Raw genomic sequence first — 24862 nt, forward strand, 5'->3', positions numbered from 1 at the left:
GAAAGGTTACGTTCATGAGTAGTTTACTTCCTGAAAACAGGCACTTTACAGCCGCAGATCAAGGCACGGCATTTCGCTTTGCAGGTAAAGAAGGGCGGATGCTGGGGCATGGTGATCCACAGCCGCTTCCCGGCGGAACTCGTGACAGCCTTGGCAAAAGGTTGGAGCGTCACTTCCACCAACATGGCCGCGAAACTGTCGTGGCGGGGGCCTTTCCCTTTGACCGCGCCCGCAGTGACCACATGCTGAGCATGAGCACCTGCATTCGAAACCCGGCGGCCGACAGTCTACCCATCCAGAGCGGCGCGTTTCACAGCATCAATGCCGAGCCCGCGCCTGCAACATTTCACGATAGCGTTGCGGCCGCACTTGAGCGCTTAGACGCAGAAACCGAGCTGCCGGACGGTTTGCGCAAGGTTGTTCTGGCGCGGTCGCTTGCAGTGCAGTCGAAACACCCCATCGACCCGGGCGCATTGTTTGGGACTTTGTCGGGCGATCCCGCAGTGACGGCCTTTCAGATTCCGTTGCCCGACCGGAATGGTCAACCGCGGTATCTGGTGGGGGCAACGCCCGAACTGCTCATCTCGAAATCCGGGCGGGATATTTGTTCGCATCCGCTGGCCGGTTCGGCCTGCAGGCACGCGGATCTGGCGCAAGACGCCACCGCCGCCGCCAAGCTGTCACATTCTGCAAAGGACTGGCGCGAACATCAGTTTCTGGTGGAATACATCCTCGACACCTTGAGCCCATATTGCGATCAGTTGACCTTGCCTGAAGGCACCAGCCTGACAAGCACCCGGACCATGTGGCATCTGGGGACTTGGATCGACGGCCGACTGCGCGATGCGGATACCCCAAGTGCGATACTGGCGGCTGCGCTGCATCCGACCCCGGCCGTCTGCGGCGTTCCGCATCAGCCAGCAATGGATCTGATAGAAACGCTTGAACCCGTTGACCGCGACTTTTATGCCGGTGCAGTGGGATGGTGCGATGGGTCCGGGGACGGCGCTTGGTACGTGGCCATTCGCTGTGCGGAGATTTGTGACTGTCAGGCAAGGCTGTATGCCGGTGCCGGGATTGTACCCGGATCAGACCCGCAGTCGGAAACCAACGAAACCGGCGCAAAGTTCGGGGCCATGCTGAGCGCGCTGGGCCTGCCCCGGGATGCGGGCCTCCGATAACTGAAACAGACGCAGTGCTGCAATCCGGACATGACCTGATGATTAGCCAAATTGCCAAAAACCTCTTTGCTGCAGGCCTGCTGATTGCAGGCCTGATACCCGCTGCGGCGCAGTCCGTGACCGTTACCGACATCACAGGGCGTGACGTTCAGATTGTTGGGCCGGTCGAACGGGTGGTCCTGTCAGATTTCCGCCAGATCATCGGTCTGTCACTGATTGACCGAAATGTCGGCGCGCGGGTTGTGGGTGCGGGTTCAAAATCGCGGGTAGGCCCGGATTTACAGGCCGAGCTTGAGTCCCAGTTTCCAGGCATCACTTCAGTGCCTGAATTGGCCGAGAATTCGCCTACTTTGTCGGCCGAGCAGGTTATCTCTATCGCACCTGATCTGGTGATCCTTAGTGATCCGGCAAGCCCCGCGACCAATCAATTGGTCGAGCAGCTGGGTCGGGCCGGTATTCCGACCGTCTTCGTTGATTTTCGGATCAACCCGTTCGAAAACACGCTGCCAAGCCTGCGTATCGCTGCCGCAGCGCTGGGATCGGGGGACCAAGCAGCCGAGTTTATCGAGTTCTATCGCGCCCGCCGGGACACTGTGACCGACCGGGCCAAATCGCTGACGAATCGGCCTTCCGTCTTGATGCATCTGCAAGCCACCCAGGTGCGTAGGTGCTGTATGTCGCTCAGCGATGTCAGTTTGGGCCGGTTTATCACCGCCGCAGGTGGCACCAATATCGGAGCCCAGGTGATCCCGGGCACCTTTGCCCAGATTGCGCCGGAGTATGTGCTGGCCTATCAGCCGGACATTTACATCGCCACCGGCGGCCATCAGCTGGAACAGGAATATGGCCTGATCGTCGGTCCCGGCATCACGTCCGAGATGGCCCGCGAGACGCTGATCAAGCTGACCCAGACCCCTATCATTCGCGACCTGGATGCCGTCGCGGCAGGGCGCAGCCACGGTATGTGGCATTCAATTCACAACTCGCCGCTCAATATCATCGCGCTGGAGTTGCTGGCCCAGTGGATTCACCCCGAGGTGTTTGGCGATCTGAACCCGCAGAAGACCTTGAATGAGATCAATGCACGGTTTTTGCCGTTTGAGTTCAAGGGCGCGATCTGGACAAGCGCGGGGGAGCGACCATGACAGACATGACCGCCCCCCAGGTTCTGACTTCTTTCACGCGGATGCGGAGGAAGAGAGTGATTATCCTGTGGACATTGGCACTCTTGCTGCTTCTGTCGATCTGCCTTGACCTGTCCGTGGGTCCGTCCGGGATTGGATTTTCACGTAGTATGGCGGCGCTGCTAGGGTCCGAAAGCGCCAGCCATAGCGACATTGTCATCCTGCGCCATGTCCGGTTGCCTCAAGCCGTGGCGGCGGTTCTGGTCGGGGCTGCGCTGGCGCTGGCGGGTGCGGAAATGCAAAGTATCCTCCGCAATCCGCTGGCCAGCCCGTTCACGCTAGGCGTTTCAGCGGCGGCATCTTTGGGCGCGGCACTGGCCTTTGTGTTCGGCATCGGTCTGCCGGGGCTCGCCACCGTTTGGCTGGTGCCGGGAAATGCCTTTGTCTTTGCCTTTGCTGCTGTAATGCTGCTGAGCGCGTTATCTCACCGGCATGGAGCTGGAAGCGACACGCTGATCCTGCTTGGCATCGCGCTGGTGTTTGCCCTGAACGCTATTGTGGCGCTGCTGCAGTTTGTCGCCTCGGAAGCGGCCTTGCAGCAATTTGTGTTCTGGACCATGGGGAACGTATCGCAGGTGGGCTGGTTACAATTGGCTATCCTTGCCACCGCGTTGATCATTTGCGCACCTCTGTCACTGGCATCAGGAAACGCGCTGACCGCACTGGCCTTTGGTGTGGATCGCGCGGCAAGCTTTGGAATCGATGTCAAACGGCTGCGGTTTTTTACCTTGCTGCGCATCAGTCTGCTGGCCTCGATCGCAGTTGCCTTTGTCGGTACGATCGGATTTGTCGGCCTTGTCGGACCCCATATCGCCCGACTTCTGGTCGGAGAAGACCATCGCGTCTTTCTGCCCGCCAGCTTGTTAAGCGGTGCGGTCATCCTGTCGCTGGCCTCGCTGGTCAGCAAGGTTTTGGTGCCAGGCGTTCTGTTGCCAATCGGCGTTGTCACGTCTCTGGTCGGCATCCCTGTTTTTGCGGTTCTGATCTTGCGGCGGGGTAAGATGTGATGGCGACGCTGACAGTCACCGATCTGCACACCAGCTATGGACCCACGCGCGTCCTGACTGGCGTGACACTGCCGGAGCTCAAACAGGGCAGCCTGACGGCCGTGATAGGACCCAACGCGGCCGGCAAGACGACACTGATCCGCGCCATTGCCGGGCTGCAACCGGCGACCGGAACCGTTCAGTTCGGCGAGTATGACCTGTTGACTACATCCTGGGCGGAACGCGCCAGGCATGTTGCCTACATGCCCCAGCACCTGCCGGACGGGCTGTCGCTTTCCGTGATGGAGACGGTTCTGATACCCGCACAAACATCGGCAAACCCATTTGCAGCTCCGGATCGCGCCCTGAAGGAACACGCCCTGTCTGTCCTGCAGCGGCTTGGCATCGAGGGTCTTGCATTGCACCAGCTGCGGTCTCTGTCCGGAGGGCAGCGGCAGATGGTTGCACTGGCTCAGGCAATGATCCGCGATCCTGATGTCCTGTTGCTGGACGAGCCGACAAGCGCATTGGATCCGCATCACCAGCTTGCGGTCATGCGATGTGTGCGGGATTTTACCCGGTCCGACCGGGTGATTGGTATTTTTGTGTGTCACGACCTCAATCTGGCCCTGTCCTGGGCGGATCACGTCGTGGCGTTGTCGGGTGGCGTCATCACCGCCAGCGGACCACCCGAACAGGTTATTACGTCCGATCTGCTAGCCGACATTTACGATGTGCAGGGTCGTGTCGAGCGCTGTTCGCAAGGACGGCCCATGCTGATTTACGATCAGGCGATCTGAGCGGAATGCCACGAGATCCCGAACCAGACAGCCATGCCCATCGGGCACGGCCCTAACGCTACGGAGGATACATGCAACCGCTCGTGCAACCTTATCCCGAAAACCGCGCTTCGGCGTACCGGGATGCCGGATACTGGACCGGTGAAACCTTTCCACAACTCTTGCGCCAATGGGCGGCGCAACACCCCGCCGCGCCCGCCATTGTCGACGCGTCACGTTCCGATGTCAGGGTGCTGACCTATGGGGAATTGCACCATAGGGCTGAACGATTTGGCGCGGGTCTCATCGCGCAGGGTTTGAAACCCGGCGCACGGGTCGTTTTGCAACTGCCCAATTGCGCCGAATTTTTCATCGCCGCGTTTGGCCTGTTTGTTGCAGGCATGCACCCCGTCTTCGCATTGCCCGCGCATCGCAAGACCGAAATTGCGCATTTTGTCGACCGGGCCGGTGCAGAAGGCCTGATCATCGCGGATCAGCATGACGGGTTTGATTATCGCACCATGGCGCGCGAGTTGGTGGGAGACTATCTAAACCTGAACCACATTATCGTCCACGGTGATGCAGAGGAGTTCGTGCCCTTTGCAACCATCCCTGGCGAACCCACGCTGTTGCCTGCCGACGGCACCGCTTCGTCTGTTGCGTTTCTTCTGATTTCCGGCGGCAGTACAGGTCTGCCAAAACTGATCCCGCGCACCCATGACGACTATATCTATTCCCTACGCGAAAGCGCGCGAATTTGCGGACTGAGCCACAACAGCCGATACCTTGCAGTATTGCCGGTTGCGCATAATTTCACGCTCAGTTCACCGGGTAGCCTGGGTGTGTTCATGGCCGGGGGAACGGTGGTATTGCCGCCAAGTTCCGCGGCCGAAGCCTGTATGTCGCTGATCGCGCGCTACCGGGTGACGATCACGGCCCTTGTCCCGCCTCTGGCTCAGCTCTGGCTGAACGCGGTTCCGGCCAATCATCATGATCTGTCGTCGCTCGAGGTCATTCAGGTGGGGGGTGCTAAACTTCAGCCCGAAATCGCGCGGCAGATCGAACCCGCCTTTGACTGCTGCCTGCAACAGGTGTTTGGAATGGCCGAGGGCTTGGTCAACTACACGCGTCTGGATGATCCCGAAGTCTTGCGCTTGACTTCCCAAGGCCGCCCGATCAGCCCAGCCGACGAAATACGGGTCGTTGATGATGCGGGCGATCCGGTTGCCCCGGGCGTACCGGGGCAATTGCAGGTTCGCGGGCCTTATACAATTTGCGCCTATCACAATGATCCGGGGGCGAACGAGCGATCCTTTACCGAAGACGGGTTTTACTGCACGGGCGACATCGTGGTGCGCGGTGATATGGGAAACCTTACAGTTCAGGGCCGATCCGGGGATTACATCAATCGCGCGGGCGAGAAGTTTTCCGCGGAAGAGGTCGAAGATCACATCCTGGCGCTGGCTGGCGTCATGGATGTGGCCATCGTTGCCATTCCAGACGAGGCGTTGGGCGAGCGCAGCTGTGCCTTTGTTCAACCACAGGACGGAATAACCCTGCGCCCGGTTCAAATTCGGCGGTTTTTACGCGAACGCCAGATCGCCAATTTCAAAATCCCTGACGAAATCGAAATCGTCACCGCATTGCAAAAAACGGCGGTGGGCAAACTGTCGCGCAAGGATCTTCGCCACGAGTTGCGCAGCAGACGACTGTCGGCAACAGCTTAAGAAAAGGACTTGCATTCATGGGATTGCCCCAAATCGCACCGTACCCGCTGCCGCAGGCTGGCGACTTGCCGGCTTCGCGGGCGGCCTTGGTCCTGAATCCAAACCGTTCCGCGCTTCTCGTGCATGACATGCAACGATACTTTTGTGCGCCATATTCGGAAGAGGCAGACCCGCTGAAGTCGGTTACCCGCAATATCGAACGCCTGCTCGCGTGCGCACGCGCAACAGATATCCCTGTGTTCTACACGGCTCAAAAAGGCAACCAGTTGCGCGCCGATCGCGGTCTTCAGGCCGAGCTATGGGGACCTGGCATGTCAGCAATTGCCGAGCACGAGGATGTGCTGACTCAGATTGCACCACAGGACGACGATATCGCTCTGGTCAAGCATCGCTACAGCGCCTTTCAACGCTCGAATCTTGAAACGTTGATGCGCGCGCGAGGGCGGGATCAGTTGGTGATTGTTGGTGTATTTGCCCATATCGGATGCCTTGTGACCGCAGTTGAAGCGTTCCAGCGTGATATCGAACCTTTTGCCGTTGCCGATGCGCAAGCTGATTTTGACCGCGCCCGCCATGACGCGGCGATGAATTGGATCGCTGGGTGCTGCGGCACTGTACTCTCCACTGACGACGCCTTGGAGAAACTGGGGGTAGATCCGGTATGATGCTAACCGGATTCAAGGACCGGATCGCGCTGGTGACCGGGGCAGCAGGTGGTATCGGACAAAGCCTTTGCGCGCATCTTCGCCAGTCCGGCGCTGTAGTTGTCGCCACGGACACCGCACCGGCTCTGGAACGGATCGCTGAACCTGCCGGCGACCATGTCAGGGCTATGGATGTCAGTGACACCGACCAGGTCACCGAGTTGGTCAATTGGGTCGAGCGCGCCGTCGGGCCCGTTGATTTGTTGGCCCATGCTGCAGGTGTGGTTTCATACCAGAGGGCCGATGAGACCACTCCGCAAGAGTGGGCGCGGGTCATGGGTGTCAATGCAACCGGCACCTTCAACGTGTGCGGGACCGTCGCGCTGCGCATGCAGGATCGCAAACGCGGTGCAATGGTGGTGATCGGCTCGAATGCCGCAGGTATTCCACGCCACAGAATGGCCGCGTATGCCGCGTCAAAAGCAGCAGCGCATATGTACGTGCGGTGTCTTGGTCTGGAACTTGGCGCGTATGGCATTCGCTGCAACCTCGTGGCACCCGGATCAACGATGACGCCCATGCAAACGGGCATGTGGCAGAATGAGCATGGGGCAGAAAAGGTTATTCAGGGGGATCTGGGCAGCTTTAGAACCGGTATTCCGCTGGGCAAGCTGGCGCAGCCTGACGATGTCGCAGCGGCGGCCATGTTTTTGCTGTCGGAGCAGGCCGGACAGGTTACGATGGCCGACCTTTACGTCGATGGTGGTGCGACGCTGCGAGCGTAGCGGCGGCTAAGCGTCGCAACTGCGGGCTTTGGCCGGTGGCATCCCAAACGCGCGTCGGAACGCCGTCGAAAAATTGGCGGTGTTTGAATATCCTGCCTGAAAAGCCGCCTCGGCAATCGAGATCCCATCATTACGCAAAGCGCTGTTGGCTCGTTTGAGCCGTTCGCTGCGCACAAATTCTGAGATGCTGACACCATATTCAGACTTAAACGTCCGCTGCAGCGACCGGCGGTTGCGGCAGAATTTGTCCTCAAGCTGCCCTGTGGTCAGATCGCAACTGAGGTTGTCGAGAATATACAGCCGCATATCTTCGGCCTTGCGGCGACCATCTACCTGACCGGCCATATCCAAACGATGGCTGTTTTTCTCCTCTGACATATTGCGCAAGACTTCGATGCCTTTGGACATGCGGTACAATCCCAATTGCTGCTGGCTGTCTTCGGGCGGTGGAAGTATGATCTGGGTTGCCAGGCGAATAATGCGCGCGCTCGGGGTCCACAAAGTGGCGGAGTATGTGTCGATCTTTGGCATAGCCGGGATCATCGCCGGTACAGAAGAGACGGCGTCTTCTTCGACATCGACTTCTGGCTGAAACTGACTGAACCAGTCCAACTGCCCCGCGATGGCAAGTTTGCGTAGTGGTGCCCCAGATGACTCCAGATACTGCACCTGCGCCGTGGACCTGACGGCAATGGTTACCGCACTGGCTTCATGATCTTCTTCGCTGGCTCTTAGCTCAAACTGTTGGTCGTCGATTGTGAAGATCTGCCGACCGTTCAAAACGATCAGAACGATGAATTTTGATTCAATGCGAAATGCGTCCCCGTCGCGTGGAGAATCGACATTTTCATTCATGTGTCCGATGCGTAAACCGCCCGGGTAATAGTCTATTGTCATGGTCTTCCTCGCATTCACAGCTGTCGAGATGTGGATGCTTGCGGTTTGCCAGGGCGATCATGGTACTTACGCAAATACCTTTGTCGCTTACTCAATGGCACTTGTGATGGAGCTTGCGGGGCAGAAGCTACATAACCCACAAAAAAAGTCAAGAATACGTACGCCATGCTTTTGACGGTCCGGATGATGGGTGGGCAGGCACAGCCATAACGTTTCTTGGTCAAGTTACGGTCAAGACAAGGACTACGCCATAATGAGTAACTCTAAGAAAAGTTCCCACATGGTTTCGCGACACTTCGGGGGTGCGCATAAAGGATCAAGAAGATTAACATCAGCTGTTGTTGCAGGTATTGCTGCGGCTGCAGGCGCCTCGGCGCAAGAGACCGAACAGGAGATTGACCCCAACGTCTACGACCTGGGTGAGATCGTGGTGACCGCTTCGGGGTCGGCAACGGAGCTGCGCACCGCACCTGCCAGCATCTCTGTGATTACAGCCGAAGAGATCGTCGAGTACGGTGCTAACAACCTGACCGATGTTCTGGGTCGGAGCGTGGGTGTCACCGTGCAACGCGCCGGAAACCTGAATCGCGTTCAACTGCGTGGCCTTGCCGATCGCTACGTCCTGATTCTGATTGATGGTCAACGCGTCAACTCAAACCCCAATCTATTCAGGGGCAATGACTTTGACCTGGATTGGGTGGACCTTGAAACCGTTGAACGGGTTGAGATCGTGCGTGGCCCAATGTCCTCGCTCTATGGTGCGGATGCCATTGGCGGCGTCATCAACATCATTACCAAGAAACCCGACAACGTTCTGAGCGGGTCCATCACCGGATCGTATACGTATCAGGACAATCGCAAGGCCGGCGATTCCTACCGCGCCGGCCTGACGTTGAGCGGCCCAATCAATGATCAGTTGTCATTCAGGCTTGGCGGCGGATATTTCCGCCGCGAGGCGGATGACGAGGATATCAACCCGCCTCGTACCGGCCCCTTTGTCGACCCCAGCGCAGGTTTTCCCGAAAGCAAGAACCGCTATTTTGATGGAGCGCTGGCCTATGAAATCGATGGGGCTAACCGGATCGATTTTAATTATGCGTACTCAAAGCGTCAGCATGATGAGGTGCCTCTGACACGAAATGCCGCCAGCGCGCGGTATACGGGTGTCCACTCATTTGGCACCAGCGAAATCTTGCTTTGGGGCGACAAGATCGAAAACGAGGTTGGCGTCAGCAGCTCTCTGAGTACCGAACAACCCAACGAGTCCTATAACTATGGGTTGGACGCCAAACTAAACGCAACGCGCGGTAGACGGGTTATTCACAATGTCACGCTGGGTACATCTTTCGAATCTCAGAATCTGGACGATGAATTCAACCTGGTCGGTGATGGCACCACCTCGGTCTGGGAATCCGCGCTGTTTATCGAAGACCGAATCGAGATCAACGACCGTCTGGAAGTGACCATTGGAGGCCGTCTGGATTACCACGAGAACTACGGCAGCCGGTTCAGCCCCCGTATTTACGGTGTGTATCAGTTGAACAACGAATGGATCGTCAAGGGCGGTGTATCCACCGGTTTCAAATCCCCATCACTGTTGGAAACCAGCCCAAACTGGCAGCAGATTTCATGTGGTGGAGGGTGCTACCTTATCGGATCGGAGGATCTGGATCCGGAAACCAGTGTCAATACCGAGATTGGCCTGTCCTACGCGGGGCCGCGCGCCTCTTTCGATGCGACTATCTTTAACAACCGCATCAAAAATATGATCCAGTTTCCACCCGCCCGAACACTTGACCCGGTCTTGGCTATGACCTTTGACAATTACGTTGGCTTAGCTCCAGACGGTAATCCTATCTTTACTTATCAAAACCTCGAAGAGGTGACGACCCGCGGTCTGGAATTGGCCTTTGCGACCGAAATCACTGATACGGTCACGTTGTCGGGGAACTACACATATCTGGATGCTAAAGTGACGAAGCAGGTCGAGCGCCCGCTGACCTATCAACCGGACCACACTATCAACTTGCAGGCCGACTGGCAGGTCAATGACAGGCTGCGCGTATCACTGGCCGGGAACTATGTATCCGAGCAATACACCTATGTGCCAAGCACGGGTGGCGAACCTACAGAGGTCGATGCGATTGCGACGGCTGACATCCTCGCCCAGTATGATCTAAATGACACTGTCGTAATCAATGGCGGCATCCTGAACGTAACGAACAATACGCTAAACCGCACCGACAACTTCGGCGACGATTTCAATACCGAAGGCCGCAGGTACTTCCTGACTGTTACCAAACGCTTTTAACCCGATGCGGGCCGCAAGGTTGTTGCGGCCCGCATCCCGTAAACGCGAGCAACCGTGTATGTCAGTTCTGGCGCTAAAACCTCAGCACGTATGTCGCATCCCATGGGTGCGACATCTGCTTGTCGGCATGTTCCCGGTTCTGATTTTCAGCCAAGTGGTGGATGCCGACACACAAAGTGGTGCAGGCTTCGCCCCGCTTGTGACCGTTGTTCCGGTCGAAAATGTCGATGTGTCTCCGCGCATCACCCGCCATGCGACTGTCAAACCCAGGACCGAACGCAAATTATTTGCGCCCGTGTCCGGACAGATTGTCTGGGTGTCCGATCAGATCGATCCCGGCCACCTGCAAAAACCGGGCGACCAATTGGCGACAATCGACAAGATACCGTTTGAAAGTGCGGTAGCCGAAGCGGAGGCCGCGCTTGCCGAGAGTGAGCTCAACCTGTTGCTCGAAGAGCGCTCTGCCAAGCTAGAACGTGCGCGCCGCGCTGGCACCGAAGTGTCCGCTTCGGCCCCTTTGGTTTTACGTGAACCTTATGTTCGGGCCGCTCGTCTGCGTCGCGATGCGGACAAGGCTGCCCTGGATCAGGCGCGTGCGGATTTGAGCAAGCTGAATATATTGGCGCCTTTCCAAAGCATGATCACGTCGCACAAGTTGTTTCCGGACGCCTATGTGACGGCCGGGGAAACGCTTGCTGACATCATCTCTGCAGGGGACTTGATCATCGACCTGTCCCTCACCCGGGAAGAATGGGGTCAACTTTTGCCCCATGGCCCCGGAAACACATCGGATTTTCCGATCTCCGGCGAGGTCATTACCGATCGTGGGACCCGGATAAAAGTCATCCCCGAGCGTGTTTTGGCCGCCGCGGATGATTTTACCAAACAGCCAGTACTCAGGCTGCGGGTGGATTTGCCGGAGGCGCAGATTCAATCGCTGTTGCCCGGGGCGTTCGTCACCATCACCCTGCGCAGCGACCTGAGACGGACACTGCAGAAAACTCCTGTCAGCGCGCTGACTTTCGACAATCGCATCTGGTACGTACTTCCTGACGAAAATCGCCTGCGCAACACGGATATATCTCAAGCTTTTGAGCATGAAGGGTATTCCTATCTGCCAAAAGGGTCACTGCCGGAAAATGCGCAGGTTCTGATCAGCCCATTGGCCAGCTACGAAACCGGAACGGTCGTCACGCCAGAGGGCCGCAACGATGGATGACCCCCAGGTCAAAGGGGTAATCGGCTGGTTCATCCGCAACCCAATTGCGGCCAATCTGTTGATGATCACCATCCTGGCCATGGGTTGGATATCGCTGGGTGGTATCCGCCGCGAGAGTTTTCCCAAACTTCCGCCGTCCGAAATCCGAATAGAAATTCCCTATGACAGCGGCGCGGCCCAGGAAACCGAAGAGGCCGTCACCCTACGGGTCGAAGCGGCGCTTGGTCGAATAGAAGACATCAAACGCGTCAGCAGCCTGTCCGATCCGATGGGCAGCACGTTCACCGTTGAAAAAGAAACCAGTGCGGATATCGACGATCTGATTTTACAGATACGCGAAGAGATCGAGACCCTTTCGCTGCCGGACGAAGCAGAACGCGCCCGTGTCATGCGCGACGCTTGGGTGGAAGAGATTGCCCATATTGCCGTCGTTGGGAATGTGGATCATCAAACGCTGTCGCAAACAGCGCGGCGTGTGCGGGATGCCCTGTTGGGGCGACCCGAGATATCCGCGCTTTCCATTATAGGGGAATGGACGCCGGAACTGGTTATCGAGATCCCGCCGCAAGCACTGGCGCGATACGATCTGGCCAGACAAGATCTGGCTGCGCACCTGATCAACCTTACCCAAAGCGCACCCGAGGGGCGGATCGAAACCGCAACAGGTCCGCTTGTCGTCAGCACTGCCGACACCGCGATTCAGCCTGAAGACCTGGCTGGTATTACGGTCGAAACCGGGCCGGATGGGCAGATTGTGACCCTGTCCCAGATTGCCGACATTCGCCGCGATTACGAAACGCCCCGCAGTTTATTACGGTTTGATGGCGCGCCTGCCATTCGCCTGACCGTCGAGATGAGCGCAAGTTCCGATCTGCTCTCAGCCGCGCGGGCATTGCACGATACGGTCGATAGTTTCGCCAACGGCTCAGCCCTCCCAACGGGTGTGGAATTGCGCGTCTGGCGCGACGAGAGCGGGTTTATCTCGGACCGTTTGTCGCTGCTGGCCAAGAACGGATTGCAGGGGATGCTGTTGGTTGCCGCCATACTGGCCCTGTTCCTGCGACCGCGCGTGGCGTTTTGGGTGGTTTTAGGATTGCCGGTCTGCTTCGCCGGAGCGCTGATCCTGATGGGGCCGGCCTTCTTCGATTACACACTGAATGAGCTGACAACATTCGGCTTCATCGTGGCGCTGGGTCTGGTGGTCGATGACGCCATCGTTGTGGGCGAAAGCGTGAGTGACACAGTGTCAAAACGGGGCGCATCGCCCGAATCCGTCTATGTCGGCGTCAAATCAGTGGCGACCCCCACGATTTTCGGAATGTTGACCACCATTGCGGCATTCTACCCGATTACCGTGATTGATGGCGATTTGGCTCGCATCCTGGCGCAATTTGCCACAATCGTGATCTTCACGCTGCTGTTTTCAATGGTTGAAACCAAACTGATCCTGCCGTCGCATCTGGCTGGCGGAACCGGCAAAGCCCGGTTTACGGCCGTGTCAGATTTCTGTTCGGGCGCTTTGCATCTCTTTACTGTAAACGTTTACGCCCCGGCCCTGCGTGTGGCCCTGCGGATAAGGTATCTCAGCCTGTTGGCCATGGTTGCCTGTTTTGGTGCGACACTCTACGCGGTTTCGAGCGGTACCGTGCGTCAGGCGTTTTTCCCGGACATTCCGCAACGCGTTCTGAATGTGTCATACGTTGCGCACTCCGATCTGGCCGCGGACCTTTTCGAACGCGAGGCTCTGCGCATTGCCGATGCCGGGCGTACGCTTCAGGGCGAAATAAATGCTGTTGCGGGGCACCAAGTCATCTCGGCCATCGAACTTTTGGCGCAAGACAGGTCCGCTACCATCACGGCCGAGCTGTCAACCGATGTTGACACGGCTGACATCCTGAACCAATGGCGCAATCGCGTCGGACCCGTCGAAGGCGCGCGGGAGTTGAACTTTTCCAACCGCATGTCAGGGTTTCCCGACTTCAGTGTCGAACTGTCGCTGCCGGACCGGGATGCGCTGCAAAGCGTCTCGACCGATGTGCTTCGCCAACTGAGCGCCGTTGAAGGTGTAACCGAGGCCAAGTCCGCCAGCGCTGCAAATCAACCCCAGATCAAACTGCATCTGACGCAGTTGGGTGAAACACTGGGTTTGACTGTGGATGACGTGGCCAGACAGATTGACGGCCTCTTGGATGGGGTGGAACTGACCACATTCATGGAAGAGGGGCGGGAGGTTTCGGTCCGACTGACAACTCCGGTCTCCAATCGCCAGAGTTTGATGGATCTCCCCAGGCTGGAAATCAGCACGCCCGATGGGCAACGTGTTCAGTTAAGCGCAGTGGTGAATTGGACCCGCACACTTGTGTCTGACGAAATCGCCCGTAACGCACAGGGTCGCGTCGTGTCCTTGTCCGCCAGTATCGACAACAGCGTTATCGACGGTTTTACCCTGCGCGAAACGTTCCTGCGTGACATCCTGCCGCCGATTCTAGATGCGCATCCCGATCTCACATTCGGGTTCTTCGGTGAAACACAAGCGCAAGAAGAGGCCAGCAGCGGATTGGTGCAGGCCTTTGCCCTTGCGTTGTTGATTATCTACGGCCTGCTCGCCGTTGCGTTGCGGTCGTACGTTCAGGCCTTTCTGGTTCTCTTGGTGGTGCCGCTGGGCTTGATCGGAGCGGTCTGGGGTCACTGGCTGCACGATCTGCCGCTGAGTATTCTGTCCGTGAATGGCGTAATTGCTTTGAGCGGTGTGATCGTGAACAACGGTCTGTTGCTGGTTTCGACATACAACGCCCAACGCAGAGTCGCGTCGACGATTCAGGGCGCGTTGATTGACACCGGCATCACCCGGTTTCGGGCCGTCATCCTGACCAGCGCAACCACCTTTTTAGGTCTTGCACCGCTGTTGTGGGAAATATCCGAACAGGCGCAATTCCTTATACCTGCAGCGGTTTCCATTTCTTACGGGATGCTGTTTGCCACCCTAATCACCCTGTTCATCGTCCCTGTCTTGCTATTGATCACGCGCGATGTAACGGGACTTTTTGAAACGGGGTATTTCACCAAACGGTCCAAGCGCAGGGCGAAACGCCTGAACCCGGGGACCACCATGTTATCATAAAGAGAAGAACTGTAATGCTATCAGCCCAAGCGTCGTTTCAAACCAAGCAAGGCAGCCAATATCTACAACGGCTCTGCAGACATTTCGCGCATAAAGTCGAGGCGTGTTATGACGCCAGTTCCGGTCAGGTCGAGTTTGAGATGGGTCAGGCTCATCTGGCCGCGTTTTCCGACCGTATCGAGTTTGTGGCGCGCGCAAACACACCCGAGCGCCTGAAACAAACACAACGAGTGCTAGAGAGCCATTTCATCCGCTTTGCATTTCGCGAAAACGCAGAAAAACTTGATTGGTCCGCGTGTTCGCGAGACCCTCACAGAGACAATAGAGCATCTGCAAAGCCGAAATGATTCAAGCTTGAAAATTCGTGTGCTGGATCACCTGCGTTTCACTGGTTCTGAACGTGCTGAATTTCATCGCAGGTAACATGCCGGATCTTTCGTAGAACCGGATCGTGTATGAAGATAATCCACACTCCTGTGGCTCGTCAGCAAGTTCATCTTTCTGATTGCTCCTCCAGCACCTCGCTAGAGGGTGGGAGTAACTCTAAGTCGAGTGATCGAAGCGGTCTTGAGGCTTTCACAGTACTAGTCAAGGTGGACTCATGGCCCGCAATCGCCGTGATTTGTATGAATGTCCGCTTGATCTGAATGGAATACTTGATTTTGGCAAAAAAGTTCCGCAATACCGGAAGTCGGGATGTTTGCCGGCGGCCTTCGATCCGTCTCGAACCGCGCGTCGTAGAATCTGCAGCTTCATTTTGTTCTGGCGTTTGAAACCCACAAGAAACAACCCGATCAATGTAGGGACAATCCCGGCAATTATGATGCCGGAAAGGCCGATGTTATCGATCAGTGACATGCCAAGGGTTCTGATGGAGTGGACATCCCCTGATCTCCCATCTGATAGGTTTTGGATATGGAAGGCATCAGGAGGTTATCTAAATGGCGGATTTGGACCTTGTCGGCATAGATCTGGCGAAGAATGTGTTTCAACCTCATGGTTGCAGTTCCACGGGCGAGGCGGTGTTTCGTAAACAACTCAGACGCAACAAACTTCTGTCGTTCATTGCTGAACTGCTAGCGTGCACCATTGCGATTGAGGCTTGTTCTGGGAGCCATTGTCGGGGCCGAGAATTTGAAGCACTCGGACAAACGGTTCGTTTGATCGCGCACAAATATGTCAAACCGTTTGTGAAACGCAGCAAGAGTGATTTGATCGACGCCGAAGCCCTTTGCGAGGCAGCCCTGCGACCAACGATGCGGTTTGTGCAGGTCCGCAGCGAAGACAATCAGGCTGCGGCCCTGGCATTCAAAGCGCGGGATTTGTTGGTCCAGCAACGCACGCAGATCATCAATGCCTTGCGCGGCCACCTGTCCGAGTTCGGTTTTGTGGTTGCCAAAGGCCCGACACACGTCCGTAAACTTGTTTCTGTAGTCGAAGACGGGAGCATTAAATTGCCGGAGATGTCCCGCCCTCTCTTGAACATCTTTGTCGATACGCTTGAAGCTTTGAATGTTCGCATCCGACAGTTGGAAGCGCAAATCGCACAGCGTGCCAGGGAAGATGAAACAGGTCAGAGGATGATCGCGATACCAGGCGTTGGCCCGATAATTGCGACCGCGCTTGCTGCACTTGCGCCACCCCCTTGGACATTCAGACGGGGCGCGATTTTGCAGCATGGGTAGGCTTAACCCCACTCCAGCATTCGACTGGCGGCAAGCAGCGCCTGGGACGCACATCAAAGATGGGGAACCGGACGTTGCGACGCCTTCTCATTATTGGCGCCAGCGCCGTGGTTAGATGGGCCGAGCAAAAAGGAGCCGTCCCGGGATCCTGGCTCGCAAGGATGTTGGAGCGCAAGCCACCCATGTTGGTCAGAGTGGCTTTGGTCCACAAAATGGCGCGTACCGTCTGGGCGTTGATGGCACACGGCGAAGAATATCGGGTACAGGTTGTTACACGTTAGAGCCGTGTGAACGATCTGATCCCGGAGGCGTGGGAAGGTCAAACGGAAGGTAAGGCGCAACAGTCGATGAGACGAGATCAGGAAAACCAGCTTGCGACACAGTACCTGGAGCACGTGGTTCTGAATTGGACTTGATCTGAGAACTCCATACGGGCCCGCGGCATGTGAAAGCCGCGCTATGAGGCCGCATACATGTCAGCACCCGATTATGCGAATTACCAACCAAAGATTCTTCTTGCCCAAAGGGGGTGTCCATACATGTCGCAAATTTATTTGAGGGTCGCATAGATGGAGGTGGCCCGTCAATTATCTCGCCAGTTGGGCGAATTGCTGAAACGGACGGAATCCGGGCGTGAACTGACCTTTGTGGATCATGTTGACCAACTCTATTCCCGCCACGACAGGCGCGGCTGAAACGATAAATCTGAACCCCAGCAGGGGTCTGATCCTTCGTTTGATAAAACGGTGATCCTGTTCAATGATGTTGTTGAGATACTTCTGCCCGACCATCTCGACCGGGATCAGGCAGCCATAGCCTTTCAACATCCTGTTTATGGCTTTGATGCCAGCCGTGTTGGCACCACTTTGTCGATTACGATCTTGCGCGGTAGAGCTAAACCCATTTGCCTTTAACTCGCGCATAGGTCTCATTCACTTGCCACGAACGGTCTGTGGGACGCTTTCTATAGCGCGAAGCATCAGCTACCAGACCGGCATACCGACTGATCCAGCGGTTCAGCGTTGCATGATCCAGATCAACGCCACGTTCTGCCATGATTTCTTCAAGATCCCGGTATGAAACACCGTAGCGACGGTAGAAGAAAACCGCGTGCAAGATCACGTCTCTCGGAAAATGTGCGCCCTTAAACGAAATTGTCACGGTCCGATCCTGTCATGTTCCAGCATGCGGTACCAGAACTGCGTTCGATCTGACAGATTGGGGATGGAGTTTGCGACAGAACCTTAAAGGAACCGCTCTGGCGGATCAATTCGACTACGCAAAGCACCTTGACTCGGACGAACCCGTTAACAAAGTCTGGAACCCGGTTTCCTTCCGACAATCCCGCGGCTTGGGTAGGGACGGACATTCCGTGGTCAGGTAAAACGCCACATTGAAGCAAAGTCAGACGAACTGAGACACTCAATAGAGTCAGATCAAGGATTCTCGAAAAAACCGACACCTTAGACAAGGATGCCCCGTCAAGCTGCTAAGAATGTGAAAGCCCATACCGGTTGGCATGATCAGAGGTCTTATGTGGTTTTGCTGAACCAGCTTATTATGTCCACGGCAGCATCGTGCGTTATGAAACAGCGGATTCCTGGCTAAACGCTCCTAATCTACAAACTGCTCATTTACGATTTCCGCAAAGCTGTCAAAAAACTTGCCGGAGAGTTTTTTAGCCGTGCCGGCAATCAAACGGCTGCCCAGTTGCGCTATCTTTCCGCCTACGTCGACTTTGGCTGTGTAAGAAAGAACCGTTTCCTCCCCTTCGGCCGAAAGAGTGACATCGGCACCGCCTTTGGCGAACCCTGCAGCACCCCCCTTCCCTTCTCCGGTCAATGAAAACGCGTCCGGTGCTTTGGAATTGTCTAATGTAACTTCGCCGCTAAAGCGCGCCTTGACCGGGCCAACTTTCAGAACAACCTTGGCCTCTAGATGTTCTGGCGAGTGCTGTATCAGTTCCTCGCACCCAGGGATGCACGCGCGCAGGACATCGGGATCATTCAATGCCTTGTAAACTGCGTCTTGCGGGGCGGCGATGCGGATTTCGTCAGTCAATTCCATTTGAGAAGTCCTTGTCTCAACAACATTTCGGGAATACGCGGAGGGCTGCTTCGGTCGCTTCCTCAGGGGTCAGGTCCGTGTGTTCGCCCCGGAACGTCCCCAGCCAGCTAAGCCATTTCTTCATCATGCGATGTCTCCTCGGATTTATCTGAATTCCGCCAGAGAATGATCTCTGCCAGAATCGATAAGGCGATCTCGTGCGGATCGATTGCGTGAATATTCAGACCCGCCGGGGATTTTAGCCGCTTGGTTTGTTCTTTGGTCAACCCTTGCTTTTCGAGCCTGTCGCACAGCACCTTGGCTTTTCGTCGACTCGCGACCATTGAGACGCGGCGTGCGGGCGTTTCCAACGCAGCCTTCAACGCAACCCCGTCACCCTGTCCTTGCGACGCGACCACAGCGAAATCGCGCGGTTCGACGCTCAAGGTGCTAAGATCGTCCGGATCAAAGCAGGTAAACTCCACCGTGCTCTCCGAGCCCTCAGGCAAGCACACACGATACCCTGCAAGCGCCGCATGAGCGGCAAGCGCGTGCGCGATCGGCGAATCTCCAAAAATGATCAGGCGCGGAGCGTGCTGATAGGGCTCGATCAACAGGTCAACCGTGCCTCCTGATGGGCATCCGCTTTTGAAGGTCTGAACATCGTCCGGGTCTGTCATTGCCACAACCTTGTCCGAGGGTTTCACGCGGATCATTTGCGGAGTGCCCGTCCGCAGGGCCTCTTGCGCAGAGGCACGAACAGCGCGCTGCACACAGGCCCCGCCAAGATGCCCCAATATCCGCCCATCCTGCGTGACCGCGGCCTTGCCGCCCGCTTTGGCTGAGGTCGCATCGGCTGTGCGCAGGACCGTTGCCAGACAAAACGTGTCCCCATTGCGGCGCAACGCCTCAATCGTATCGAATACATCGAAACTTGTCATGATCATGCCCTTTCACAGTTTCCGGAACTCGGGTTCCAGCGCCGCCAGCGCTTCGAGCGTGTTGGCAGGCAAATGTGCGTCCAGATAGGGTTCCGCGGCCTGCATGGCAGCAGCAATGGGTTGATAGTTCTGCCACCCTTTCAAAGGGTTCAGCCAGACAATCCGACGCGTCTTGCGCCGTATCCGCGCCAAGACATTGCCCAACGCCTGTGGGTCTGAACTGCAGTAGCCGTCAGACAGGATCACGACAACCGTCCGCCCATTCAGAGCCCGCGCGCCGTATCCGTTCAAGAACCGCTCCAGACTGCCCGAGATGTCAGTGCCGCCACCAAACCCTTCGGCCATCAAAGACAACCGGCCAGCCGCGCGTAGTGTATCATGGTCGCGCAGGGCATCCGTGACACGCATCAGGCGCGTGTGGAACAGATAAGCGTCTGCTTCGGTTGCATTGCCAATCAGACCTTTGAGAAAGGCCAGAAAAACGCGTGAGTAAACGGTCATTGAACCACTAACGTCGCACAACGCGACAATCCTCATTGGACGCGGCGGTCGGGCCCGATAGTATATGTCCAGAGGCTCTCCACCCCGCGCGAGGCTTGAACGCTGTATCCGACGCATGTCCAGAGTATTGCCACGCCTGGCTTGTCTTCTCCGACGCGAGCGCCGGTCTCGAATGGCTTTTGCAAGCCGGGTTGCGGCCAGTTCGGCCTGCTTCAAGGCCTCGTCATCCAACAACTCGCGTAGATCGCGACGCGCCAGATTGGCTGTACGGGTCGCGATCAACTGCCCGTCTTTGCCTTCGGCATCGCCATCGCCGGGATCAGGCGTCACAGCTTGGTCAGAGCTGGGCCCTGTTTCCCGCGCGTCTTTCGGTCCCTGTTCCCAAATCATCGGCTTGGCGGATTGTACCTGAACATGCTTGGTTTGCGCGTGTCCTGTCCGTTGTTTTCCGACATTGAACCAGTAGGCGTCGAAGAGATCGTCAAACCGCCGCCAGTCATCGACGCGGCCGGATAGCAAAACACACAGGGCCTGTTTCGCCTGCTGCACATCCGTAGCTTCAACTGCTGCCAGTGCGGCTAGCGCGTCGCCGGTCTCGGCAGGTCCCACGCGTATCCCGTTCATGCGCAAATGCGCCATAAAACCGCCCATCCGGTCCGCCAAACCTGCCGCGCGTGAAGGGAAGCGGGTGACCGGCATCAGGCAACCTTTCCGATCAGCCGATCCAAGACTTCGGGCGGAGCAGCGTCATAATCAGCTGCTGTTTTCAAAAGACACACAAGCGTCGCTTGAACCTCTTCACGGGACCGAGCCAGATCATTTACGCCCAATCCTGAAAGCGCGGCCGCCCAGTCCAGCATCTCGGCAATACCGGGTGTCTTTTCCAGATCCTCTTTGCGCAATGCTTGAACCACACCAATGATCTGTCGCGCCAACATGCCCTCGACTTTGGGCATACGCGCATTCAGAATGGCCAACTCGGTTTCGCGGGACGGATAGTCAATATGACTGTACAAACACCGACGGCGCAACGCGTCAGACAGATCCCGTGTTCCATTGGCAGTCAGGATGACAATCGGACGTGATCGCGCTTTGACGGTCCCCAGTTCAGGAATCGTGATCTGAAAGTCTGACAGTATCTCAAGCAGATAAGCCTCAAACTCTTCGTCTGCCCGATCAATCTCATCGATCAGTAGAACTGGGGGCTCTTCTTCGCTGATTGCCTCCAGCAACGGCCTTTTCAGCAGGTATTCGTCCGAGAACAGCTGTTTTTCGTTTGTGCCGCCCTGCGCTTCGCTGGCGCGAATGGCAAGCAACTGCCTCTGATAGTTCCATTCGTAAATGGCGTGGCTGGCGTCCAAGCCTTCATAACATTGCAATCGGATCAACCGTGTCTCGCGCTGGGCCGCAAGCGCTTTGGCGACTTCGGTTTTCCCAACTCCGGCAGGGCCTTCCAATAACAGAGGCCGTCCTAAAGTCTGCGCCAGATGCAACGCCATGGCCAGCCGATCATCGGCAACATAGCCCTGCGCGGCCAACCCGTTCTGCACATCACTCAAAGTCAAAACCAGGATCCAATCTTCATCTGGCAAAAAATATCCCGGGGGAGGTGCGGAGGGGTAGACCGGATCGAATTATTTTGGATTTCGGACCGCCTTAATTTGGATTGATCCGGCTTCAATCGCTCGGTCTTTTCGTCTGGGTTGAGGTGGTGAAACTCCTGCCACTGATCTCATGGCGTGCGCAGGCCGCACCATAGCCGATGTCTATTCAAACATAGGATCGGAGTATTTCATAATACAGTAACTGGGTTCTAAAGTTGGGCAGGAAACGAATGGCCCGCCTACCGAATGATCGGTCAGCAATCCTCAATATCCGCAATACATTCAGCTTGTTACTTGCGAGCCGGGTGGGTCGGGCGGTTCATCGGTATCAACGGCGCGCGGTCGCAACCGAGCAGTTACAATCTAACAGCTAAAGAATAGCAATCATCATGCGCCTGTTTAAGACGTTAGCCCTGACCACGACGGCCATTATTACCTTTGCCAACTCCGTCGCGGCGAATATCTACTCGGATCAACTCACCTCCTATTCAAATCAACAGGCCTTGCAATTCCTCGTCAGTGAGCATGCGCGCGATCCATCAACCTTCGAGGATGCACGCAAGTACATCCTCCTGAGCCGACCAGCAATTATGGAGGACTACCTCAACCAAACCTTAGACCGGACACCAGACATCCGTAGTTTTTCCCTTTCGGAGCTAAGCACAGGGGAGACCTTCGGAATTGGTTCGATCGCCCTTGGGCTCGCCGCAGTTGGGCTCGCAGCTTCTCTCGCAGGCGGTGGTGGTGGAGACTCTGAGACAGGCTCCGGCCCCAATCCAGGCACCGGTATTCCAAACCCAGGTCCCAGCCCATCACCTTCTCCAAACCCCAGTCCAAATCCAAGCCCAGGTCCCGGCACTCCAAACCCGGGTCCCAATCCAGGCCCCGGTCCCAATCCAGGCCCCGGTCCCAATCCAGGCCCCGGTCCCAATCCAGGTCCCGGTCCCAATCCAGGCCCCGGTCCCAATCCAGGCCCCGGTCCCAATCCAGGTCCCGGTCCCAATCCAGGTCCCGGTCCCAACCCAGGCCCCGGTCCCAATCCAGGCCCCGGTCCCAATCCAGGCCCCGGTCCCAATCCAGGTCCCGGTCCCAACCCAGGTCCCGGTCCCAACCCAGGCCCCGGTCCCAACCCAGGCCCCGGTCCCAACCCAGGCCCCGGTCCGGACAATCCCGCTTTCTTCCGGACCGAAGAATTCAACGCAAACTATGCTCTGTCTCTGATTGGAGCCGATGAAAAATACGCTCAAGGCTGGCGAGGACAGGGCATAAAGATTGCAATCCTGGACACAGGTATTGATATCGACAGTCCAGAATTCGAAGGGAAAATCGACTTTGAGAACAGCCACTCTTACTTTGTCGGAGACCCCGACGATATTTCTGAACCTGACGGTCATGGCCGTTCCGGTCATGGCACGCATGTTGCCAACATCGCTGCAGGCAGGAAAAACGGTCAAGGCCTGCACGGCGTTGCCTTTGAATCCGAGCTTGTCATCTTCAATGGAATAAGAAAACGGGGCGACTACACCGAATTTACGATTCCGATCGAGAGCATATGGGCTGATGCCATAAACCGCGCAATTGACGCTGGTGCGCATGTCATGAACAACAGCTGGGTTCGAACCAAAATTGTCGATGATTTCATCGTCGAAATGCCAATCACGGATTTCACAACTGAAACTCCGGACGAAAATAGCAAAAATCTCAAAGAATTTCTTGGCGACAAAACCATCACCGCCCTGAATAGAGCCAAATCCGAAGACTTGATGACCGTTTTTGGCGCAGGCAACGGCGGCCTGCCCGACGTCTCAGTCACTGCAGGCATTCCGGTCGTGCTGGACGATTATCTCGGTTACTTCATCGCCGTCGTTGCTGTCCGTGAAGACAAGAGCCTATGGCACTCCTCCAACCACTGTGGCGTCGCAATGCACTTTTGCCTCGCTGCGCCAGGCGCAGGTGTCATTATCATCCCCAACGGCAACGGCTTCACTCACTTGAACGGAACATCCATTGCAGCCGCCTATGTCACTGGCGCCTATGCCGTATTGAAGAGCCAGTGGCCACACCTGACAGCACCCGTAATCGCTGAGATTATGTTCGCGGCAGCCGAAGATCTCGGTGAGCCGGGTGTTGACCCGATCTACGGGCAGGGCCTCCTCAATCTGGAACGCGCCATGCTTCCTATGGGTGAGCTTGTCGTCTACCAGGGGAACACCATCGAGAGCGCCGCCATGCCTCTCGCCGAAACGGGCATCGTCGCCAGCGGCGCCCTGGCGCCAGCCCTCAACCAGGCCCTCGCAGGGCAGACCCTGATGGTTGCAGATGCGTATACGCGCGGATTTGAGCTTGCTGCCAGTGCCTTGGTCTCCGAACTCAAGGCGCCAAGACCCCGCCTTGCGATCACAAGGGAAACAAAGGTCAGCGACAGCCTCACACTCATGCGTTCAGATCACGGAACAGGTCTCCGTTTTGATGGGGATGTGTTCTCCTATGAGATAACTCTCGGCGACATAGATCCAGACGCAGATCCATTTGGACAGCTTCTGACAGAAGACTACTCATTCAGGCACAAGTTTGAACTCACACAAGCGCTGGCCCTTATTACTGACCACGCGGTCGGATCATCCACGGGCTCCTTCTCGAGGACCAGCATAGGGCTTGAAGCAAAAGACAAAGATGGGTCAGGCCTTTCTGCCCAGTTCGGCCTCATAGAAGAAAACGGCACAGTCCTTGGATCCCGCTTCATGGGAGCCGCGGGTCAGGACGGACGCAGCTCTACCTCGTTCTTGGAAATATCCGGATCTGTTGCGGTCGGGCAGGGCACGCTCCTGACGGTATCGGGCACGCAAAGCAGGACAGATTTCAAACAGGCAGGCCTGGTCACGGGCGGCAAAAGCCTGACGGGGCGTGCCGGCAGCGTCTCAATCAGCAAGAAACGCTTTCTCGGCAGCCCAGGCACGATGCACTTGTCGATATCCAGTCCGCTCCAGATCTCCTCTGGTGAGATTTCAATCGACCTCCCCCGGGACAGGGTTGCAGCAGTGGCCGGTCAGGAAAGCACGGGCGTGACAAGAAGCTCTCAAACTGTGCAGATTACATCTTCAGTGCGGCCGATAGATATTGGCCTGACCTATCAGCTTGCTTCAGAAGCGCCCGGACCGGAAATTCTGTTTAACGCGGGATATCGCGCACAAGGCGGTGACCCCAATCCCTACATTGGATTTGCCCTCAGTCACAGGTTTTGAGCCGCACGG

Annotated in this window: 17 protein-coding genes and 2 pseudogenes; 13 read left to right on the forward strand and 6 right to left on the reverse strand. The window is 56.7% G+C overall.

Annotated elements, in window-relative coordinates:
- Nucleotides 1-14 precede the first annotated feature (14 nt).
- From ACR3ES_RS03725 to ACR3ES_RS03755, 7 genes are all read left to right on the forward strand, one after another.
- Entirely contained in the window at nt 15-1181 is a 1167-nt protein-coding gene (locus tag ACR3ES_RS03725; RefSeq protein ID WP_170437571.1) for an isochorismate synthase, read from the forward strand.
- A 38-nt stretch (nt 1182-1219) separates the two neighbouring features.
- Nucleotides 1220-2326, forward strand: coding sequence for an ABC transporter substrate-binding protein (locus ACR3ES_RS03730; protein ID WP_170437573.1), 1107 nt, complete (start codon nt 1220-1222; stop codon nt 2324-2326).
- On the forward strand, nt 2323-3372 hold the full coding sequence (locus ACR3ES_RS03735; RefSeq protein WP_170437575.1) for an iron ABC transporter permease: 1050 nt from the start codon (nt 2323-2325) through the stop codon (nt 3370-3372). Before ACR3ES_RS03730 ends, ACR3ES_RS03735 begins: the two co-directional genes overlap by 4 nt.
- A complete protein-coding gene (locus tag ACR3ES_RS03740; RefSeq protein WP_170437577.1) occupies nt 3372-4151 on the forward strand; it encodes an ABC transporter ATP-binding protein in 780 nt (259 codons plus the stop codon). The genes ACR3ES_RS03735 and ACR3ES_RS03740 overlap by 1 nt, the downstream gene beginning before the upstream one ends.
- Nucleotides 4152-4222: 71 nt before the next feature.
- Nucleotides 4223-5857, forward strand: a complete 1635-nt coding sequence (locus ACR3ES_RS03745) for a (2,3-dihydroxybenzoyl)adenylate synthase (RefSeq protein WP_480424821.1) — start codon at nt 4223-4225, stop codon at nt 5855-5857.
- A gap of 17 nt (nt 5858-5874) precedes the next feature.
- A complete protein-coding gene (locus ACR3ES_RS03750) occupies nt 5875-6522 on the forward strand; it encodes an isochorismatase family protein (RefSeq protein WP_170437580.1) in 648 nt (215 codons plus the stop codon).
- Complete coding sequence (locus ACR3ES_RS03755) at nt 6522-7286, forward strand: 2,3-dihydro-2,3-dihydroxybenzoate dehydrogenase (protein WP_480581938.1); 765 nt, start codon at nt 6522-6524, stop codon at nt 7284-7286. Before ACR3ES_RS03750 ends, ACR3ES_RS03755 begins: the two co-directional genes overlap by 1 nt.
- A gap of 6 nt (nt 7287-7292) precedes the next feature.
- Here ACR3ES_RS03755 and ACR3ES_RS03760 read toward each other — a convergent pair whose 3' ends face one another.
- Nucleotides 7293-8183, reverse strand: coding sequence for a helix-turn-helix domain-containing protein (locus tag ACR3ES_RS03760; protein ID WP_170437584.1), 891 nt, complete (start codon nt 8181-8183; stop codon nt 7293-7295).
- Nucleotides 8184-8463: 280 nt separating this feature from the next.
- Between ACR3ES_RS03760 and ACR3ES_RS03765 the strand changes: the two genes are divergently transcribed.
- From ACR3ES_RS03765 to ACR3ES_RS03785, 5 genes and pseudogenes are all read left to right on the forward strand, one after another.
- The gene (locus ACR3ES_RS03765; RefSeq protein WP_480424822.1) at nt 8464-10494 is read left to right on the forward strand and encodes a TonB-dependent receptor domain-containing protein; all 2031 of its coding nucleotides are present in this window, start codon (nt 8464-8466) and stop codon (nt 10492-10494) included.
- 106 nt (nt 10495-10600) lie between these two features.
- Complete coding sequence (locus ACR3ES_RS03770) at nt 10601-11713, forward strand: RND family efflux transporter (protein ID WP_170437588.1); 1113 nt, start codon at nt 10601-10603, stop codon at nt 11711-11713.
- Nucleotides 11706-14834, forward strand: a complete 3129-nt coding sequence (locus ACR3ES_RS03775) for an efflux RND transporter permease subunit (protein ID WP_170437590.1) — start codon at nt 11706-11708, stop codon at nt 14832-14834. The genes ACR3ES_RS03770 and ACR3ES_RS03775 overlap by 8 nt, the downstream gene beginning before the upstream one ends.
- A gap of 14 nt (nt 14835-14848) precedes the next feature.
- Nucleotides 14849-15181 (forward strand): DUF2218 domain-containing protein, encoded by a 333-nt coding sequence (locus ACR3ES_RS03780; RefSeq protein WP_170437592.1) that lies wholly within the window; start codon nt 14849-14851, stop codon nt 15179-15181.
- A gap of 594 nt (nt 15182-15775) precedes the next feature.
- Nucleotides 15776-16800 (forward strand): annotated as a pseudogene (locus tag ACR3ES_RS03785) (IS110 family RNA-guided transposase).
- 306 nt (nt 16801-17106) lie between these two features.
- On the opposite strand, the pseudogene ACR3ES_RS03790 reads toward ACR3ES_RS03785, so the two are convergent.
- The 5 genes and pseudogenes from ACR3ES_RS03790 to ACR3ES_RS03810 form a co-directional block, all read right to left on the reverse strand.
- Nucleotides 17107-17680: pseudogene (locus ACR3ES_RS03790) on the reverse strand (IS6 family transposase).
- Nucleotides 17681-18133: 453 nt separating this feature from the next.
- Nucleotides 18134-18586: an SRPBCC family protein gene (locus ACR3ES_RS03795; protein ID WP_170435953.1), complete on the reverse strand. Its 453-nt coding sequence runs from the start codon at nt 18584-18586 to the stop codon at nt 18134-18136.
- Nucleotides 18587-18693: 107 nt separating this feature from the next.
- Complete coding sequence (locus ACR3ES_RS03800; RefSeq protein WP_170435951.1) at nt 18694-19506, reverse strand: XdhC family protein; 813 nt, start codon at nt 19504-19506, stop codon at nt 18694-18696.
- Nucleotides 19507-19518: 12 nt separating this feature from the next.
- Nucleotides 19519-20706: a VWA domain-containing protein gene (locus ACR3ES_RS03805; RefSeq protein WP_170435949.1), complete on the reverse strand. Its 1188-nt coding sequence runs from the start codon at nt 20704-20706 to the stop codon at nt 19519-19521.
- Nucleotides 20706-21572, reverse strand: coding sequence for an AAA family ATPase (locus ACR3ES_RS03810; RefSeq protein ID WP_170435947.1), 867 nt, complete (start codon nt 21570-21572; stop codon nt 20706-20708). The genes ACR3ES_RS03805 and ACR3ES_RS03810 overlap by 1 nt, the downstream gene beginning before the upstream one ends.
- Nucleotides 21573-22000: 428 nt before the next feature.
- Between ACR3ES_RS03810 and ACR3ES_RS03815 the strand changes: the two genes are divergently transcribed.
- Entirely contained in the window at nt 22001-24853 is a 2853-nt protein-coding gene (locus ACR3ES_RS03815; RefSeq protein ID WP_480424823.1) for a S8 family peptidase, read from the forward strand.
- Nucleotides 24854-24862 lie beyond the last annotated feature (9 nt).

Source organism: Ruegeria sp. B1 (genome assembly GCF_056535885.1).

Coding starts and splice junctions, on each gene's coding strand:
- ACR3ES_RS03780 (WP_170437592.1), top strand. CDS start 14,849: ATGCTATCAGCCCAAGCGTCGTTTCAAACCAAGCAAGGCAGCCAATAT.
- ACR3ES_RS03735 (WP_170437575.1), top strand. CDS start 2,323: ATGACAGACATGACCGCCCCCCAGGTTCTGACTTCTTTCACGCGGATG.
- ACR3ES_RS03765 (WP_480424822.1), top strand. CDS start 8,464: ATGGTTTCGCGACACTTCGGGGGTGCGCATAAAGGATCAAGAAGATTA.
- ACR3ES_RS03755 (WP_480581938.1), top strand. CDS start 6,522: ATGCTAACCGGATTCAAGGACCGGATCGCGCTGGTGACCGGGGCAGCA.
- ACR3ES_RS03800 (WP_170435951.1), bottom strand. CDS start 19,506: ATGACAAGTTTCGATGTATTCGATACGATTGAGGCGTTGCGCCGCAAT.
- ACR3ES_RS03795 (WP_170435953.1), bottom strand. CDS start 18,586: ATGGAATTGACTGACGAAATCCGCATCGCCGCCCCGCAAGACGCAGTT.
- ACR3ES_RS03760 (WP_170437584.1), bottom strand. CDS start 8,183: ATGACAATAGACTATTACCCGGGCGGTTTACGCATCGGACACATGAAT.
- ACR3ES_RS03775 (WP_170437590.1), top strand. CDS start 11,706: ATGGATGACCCCCAGGTCAAAGGGGTAATCGGCTGGTTCATCCGCAAC.
- ACR3ES_RS03805 (WP_170435949.1), bottom strand. CDS start 20,706: ATGCCGGTCACCCGCTTCCCTTCACGCGCGGCAGGTTTGGCGGACCGG.
- ACR3ES_RS03725 (WP_170437571.1), top strand. CDS start 15: ATGAGTAGTTTACTTCCTGAAAACAGGCACTTTACAGCCGCAGATCAA.
- ACR3ES_RS03750 (WP_170437580.1), top strand. CDS start 5,875: ATGGGATTGCCCCAAATCGCACCGTACCCGCTGCCGCAGGCTGGCGAC.
- ACR3ES_RS03815 (WP_480424823.1), top strand. CDS start 22,001: ATGCGCCTGTTTAAGACGTTAGCCCTGACCACGACGGCCATTATTACC.
- ACR3ES_RS03740 (WP_170437577.1), top strand. CDS start 3,372: ATGGCGACGCTGACAGTCACCGATCTGCACACCAGCTATGGACCCACG.
- ACR3ES_RS03745 (WP_480424821.1), top strand. CDS start 4,223: ATGCAACCGCTCGTGCAACCTTATCCCGAAAACCGCGCTTCGGCGTAC.
- ACR3ES_RS03730 (WP_170437573.1), top strand. CDS start 1,220: ATGATTAGCCAAATTGCCAAAAACCTCTTTGCTGCAGGCCTGCTGATT.